Annotated in this window: 3 protein-coding genes and 1 tRNA gene; 2 read left to right on the top strand and 2 right to left on the bottom strand. The window is 73.3% G+C overall.

Going from position 1 to position 3,921, the window contains the following annotated elements; genetic code table 11:
- Window positions 1-341 precede the first annotated feature (341 nt).
- Window positions 342-413: transfer RNA gene (locus tag N798_RS14795), tRNA-Arg, on the bottom strand.
- A 172-nt stretch (window positions 414-585) separates the two neighbouring features.
- Here N798_RS14795 and N798_RS14790 point away from each other — a divergent pair.
- The gene (locus N798_RS14790; RefSeq protein WP_035949866.1) at window positions 586-1,863 is read left to right on the top strand and encodes an MFS transporter; all 1,278 of its coding nucleotides are present in this window, start codon (window positions 586-588) and stop codon (window positions 1,861-1,863) included.
- Here N798_RS14790 and N798_RS14785 read toward each other — a convergent pair.
- A complete protein-coding gene (locus N798_RS14785) occupies window positions 1,850-2,671 on the bottom strand; it encodes an enoyl-CoA hydratase/isomerase family protein (RefSeq protein ID WP_035949864.1) in 822 nt (273 codons plus the stop codon). The two genes, N798_RS14790 and N798_RS14785, sit on opposite strands and share 14 nt — an antisense overlap.
- 110 nt (window positions 2,672-2,781) lie before the next feature.
- Here N798_RS14785 and N798_RS14780 point away from each other — a divergent pair.
- Window positions 2,782-3,921, top strand: a 1,140-nt coding sequence (locus N798_RS14780) for an AAA domain-containing protein (protein WP_035949862.1), incomplete at its 3' end; no start/stop codon positions are given.

Here is a 3,921-nt window from a genome sequence, read left to right as displayed (position 1 = left end):
TGATCCGACCGGCGACCAACGCGGCAGCCCAGTCGCTGGGCACCACTCGCACGGACTGGGTGACGATCTCGCGCAGTGTCGGCTGTGTCCCCACAGGCGTGTTCAGGGCCCGCGCGAGACGCATGACCTCCTCGACCGAAGGGTCTCGTGCTCCTGCTTCCACGAGTCCGATGATGACATCGGACAGGGAGGGTCGGTGCCGTCCCGTCCGCGCTCGACGGCCGCGACACGGCCGGTGAAGCGGCGCGGGAGATCTGAGATGTGCCCATGTGGTGCCCATTTCGGCCCTTCGGCGGCGGGTCGGACCGACCGACGGTCGCGTTTCCGCAGGTCAGACAGGGTGCCCCCGGCAGGATTCGAACCTGCGACACCTTCTTTAGGAGAGAAGTGCTCTTCCCCTGAGCTACGGAGGCGGGGAGGGCCCGGAGGCCGCGGACCAGCCTAGTTGACGCCGCAAGGTCGATCGCACGCGCGCGACATCGGGTGGGAAAGGTGCACTGGACAGCGGGACCGTTCCGCTCCGAAGTGCGCTCAACCCACTTCGGGCGGGAAAGTCGGGACGGGTGGGACGGCATACTCGGGCGGGTGACCGACGCCGCACCGCTCGAGGAGACCACGCGCGACGACCCGGTGCAGCGGCGCACCGTCGCCACTCTCTCGATGTCCCAGGTCCTCGGTGGCATCTCGCTCGCGAGCGGGGTCGCGGTCGGCGCGCTCCTCGCCGAGGAGGTCTCCGGCTCCCCGACGTATGCCGGCCTGGGGTCGACGTTCCAGGTCATCGGGTCCGCGCTCATCGCCGTCCCGATGGCCCGGGTGAGCGCCGCCCGTGGTCGCCGGCCCGGGCTCGCGCTCGGCTACGTCCTGTCCTTCGCCGGCGCGCTGGGCCTCATCGTCTCGGGCATCGTCGGCAGCTTCGCGCTGCTCCTCGTCGCGAGCCTGCTCTTCGGCGGCTCGACCGCGTCGAACAACCAGGCGAGGTATGCCGCGGCCGACCTCGCGCAGCCGGCCCACCGTGGGCGCGACCTCAGCCTCGTCGTGTGGGCGACGACGATCGGCAGCGTCCTCGGCCCCAACCTCGTCGGACCGAGCGAGCCGGTGTCACGGCTTCTCGGTATCCCGCGCCTCACCGGTCCGTTCGTCTTCTCGCTCGTCGGGCTCACTCTCGCGGTCGCGGTCCTCATGTGGCGGCTGCGGCCGGACCCGCTCGTCGAGGCCCGCCGCCGTGCGGTGGACCTCGACCCGCACGCCGCCGGCCGGACGCACGGCTCCATCACGCGCGGGCTGCGCGTCATCGCCGCACGTCCGCAGGCCCTGCTCGGCGTCCTCACCCTCGCCCTGGGCCACATGACGATGGTGAGCGTCATGGTCATGACGCCGTTGCACATGCGACACGGCCACGCGGACCTCACTGTCATCGGCTTCGTCATCAGCATGCACATCCTCGGGATGTTCGCCTTCTCCCCGCTCACCGGCATGGCCGTGGACCGCCTCGGTGGCCGCACGGTCGCGATGGTCGGCTCGGGCATCCTCGTCGTCGCAACGCTGCTCGCGTCGTCGGCGCCGATGGGCCACTCGAACCGCCTGCTCGCCGGGCTCTTCCTGCTCGGCCTCGGCTGGTCGTGCACGCTCGTGTCGGGCTCGACCCTGCTCACGGCCGCGGTGCCGACCGGCGAGCGGCCCGGGGCCCAGGGTGCGAGCGACCTCGTCATGGGGCTGTCGGCGGGCCTCGGCGGCGCGCTCGCCGGGGTCGTCGTCGACCGCGCGAGCTTCTCGGCCCTCGCCCTCGGCGCCCTCGTCGTCGCCGTCTCGATCGGAGTGGCCGCGCTTGTCCTGCGCGACCGGGAGGCGATCAGCGTCCGCTGAGCCCGGGCCAGCTGGGCGTGCGCTTCTCGGCGAACGCCGCAACGCCCTCGGCCCGGTCGGCGCTGAAGGCGGTGTCGTGCCAGCGGGCGTCCTCGATGTCGAGGCCCTCGGCCAGCGACACGTCCATGCCGCCGCGCATGGCGGCCTTCGCGTTGCGGACGCCGACCGGAGAGTGGGCGGCGATCCGGCCCGCGAGCTCGAGGGCCGCCGCACGGGGGTCGTCGACGACCCGATCGACGACACCGAGGCCGAGCGCCTCCTCACCACCGACCCGGCGGGCCGTGAAGATGAGGTCGGCCGCGCGCGACCACCCGACGCGGCGGGTGAGCAGCTGCGTGCCGCCGCCACCGGGGATGACGCCGACCGACACCTCGGGCAGGGCGAACGTCGCCCCCGGGGAGGCGACGATGAGGTCGCACGAGAGCGCGATCTCGCAGCCGCCGCCGAGTGCGTAGCCGTCGACCGCCGCGATGACGGGGACCGGCAGGTCGAGAACGCTCCGGTATGCCGTCCGGTTCCCGGGCCGCTGCGCGCGCAGCTCGTCGTCGGTGAGGGTGTTGCGCTCCTTGAGGTCTGCCCCGACGCAGAAGGCCTTGGGGTGCGACGACGAGACCACGACCGCACGCACCGAGACGTCGGCCGCGACGCCGGAGGCGTTCTCGGTGAGGGCCGCGGCCATCGCGGTGGAGACCGCGTTCATCGCCTCGGGCCGGTTGAGCACGAGCTCGACCACCCCGGAGGCGTGCCGGACGACCTGCACGAGGTCGGTGGAGGCGGGGGCGGGCTGCGGCGCTGCATCCTGGCTCATGGACGTCAGTCTTCCCGATCCGCGAGACGCCTCCGAAGGTGGGCGAGCACGGGCTGCCCCCGGAGAGTGGCGCACCCGGCATACGGGCGGGTCGTTGTTAGCCTGCTGCGGTGAGCGAACCCGGACCGCAGTCAGAGATCGACTCGCGGACCGAGAGGGTCCGCCGCGCCGTCAAGGGCTGGACCCGGCACCTCGTCGACCTCGGCGGACGCAACACCCTGCTCTGGTACCGCGACCTCCCCTCCGGCACCCTCGACCTGACGACCGCGCACCCCGGCGGGGTGGCGATGCTGCTCGCCGGCCGCCCGACCCGGCTGAGCGACCTCGTGCGCGAGCCGGCGGCCTTCGACCAGGCCCGCCGCCGCGCGCGCACCATCGCCGGCAAGGCGCGTGAGCTGCGCGAGGAGAGGGGCATCGACACCGGCTTCGTCGCGGTCGGGATGGCGACGTGGAGCCTCGGGCGCTCGGGCGCCGCGGCCGGGCGCGAGCCCGCCGCGCCGGTGCTTCTGCGCAGCTGCACCCTGCGTCCGACGACCCCGCAGCACGACGACTACGAGCTCGACCTCGGCGACGAGATCGAGCTCAACCCGGTGCTCGAGCACTACCTCGCCTCCGAGCAGGGCATCACGCTCGACGCCGACCGGCTCGAGGCCCTGGCCCACACCCCCGGCGGCTTCGACCCCTATCCGGCCTTCGAGGCGCTGACCGAGACCTGCTCGTCGGTGCCGGACTTCGAGGTGGCGCCGCGGCTCGTCCTCGGGACGTTCTCCTACGCCAAGCTGCCCATGGTCGCCGACCTCGCCGCGCAGGGCGATGCGCTCGCCGACCACGACGTCATCGCCGCCATCGCCGGCGACCCCACGGCGATGCGCTCGGTCCGGCACGAGCTGCCGAGCCGTGCGCCCGACGTCGTTCCCGACCCCGCGAGCGGACTGCTCATTCTCGACGCCGACTCCTCACAGCAGGAGGCCATCGACGCCGCCCGCTCCGGCGCCCACCTCGTCATCCACGGCCCGCCCGGCACGGGCAAGTCGCAGACGATCGCCAACCTCGTCGCCGCGCTCGCCGCGGACGGCAAGCGCATCCTCTTCGTGGCCGAGAAGCGCGCGGCGATCGATGCCGTCGTCGGCCGCCTCGACCGCGTCGGCCTCGGCGACCTCGTCCTCGACCTCCACGACGGCGCGCGCGGCCGGCGCCGGATCGCCACCGAGCTGGCCGAGGCGTTGCCCGGCCGCTCCGCGAAGCCGGCC

The sequence above is a fragment of the Knoellia flava TL1 genome (assembly GCF_000768675.1).
Classification (GTDB): domain Bacteria; phylum Actinomycetota; class Actinomycetes; order Actinomycetales; family Dermatophilaceae; genus Knoellia; species Knoellia flava.
Note: the sequence above shows the minus strand (reverse complement) of the source record. Positions and strands in the feature narration are given on the sequence as shown.

Coding starts and splice junctions, on each gene's coding strand:
- N798_RS14785 (WP_035949864.1), bottom strand. CDS start 2,671: ATGAGCCAGGATGCAGCGCCGCAGCCCGCCCCCGCCTCCACCGACCTC.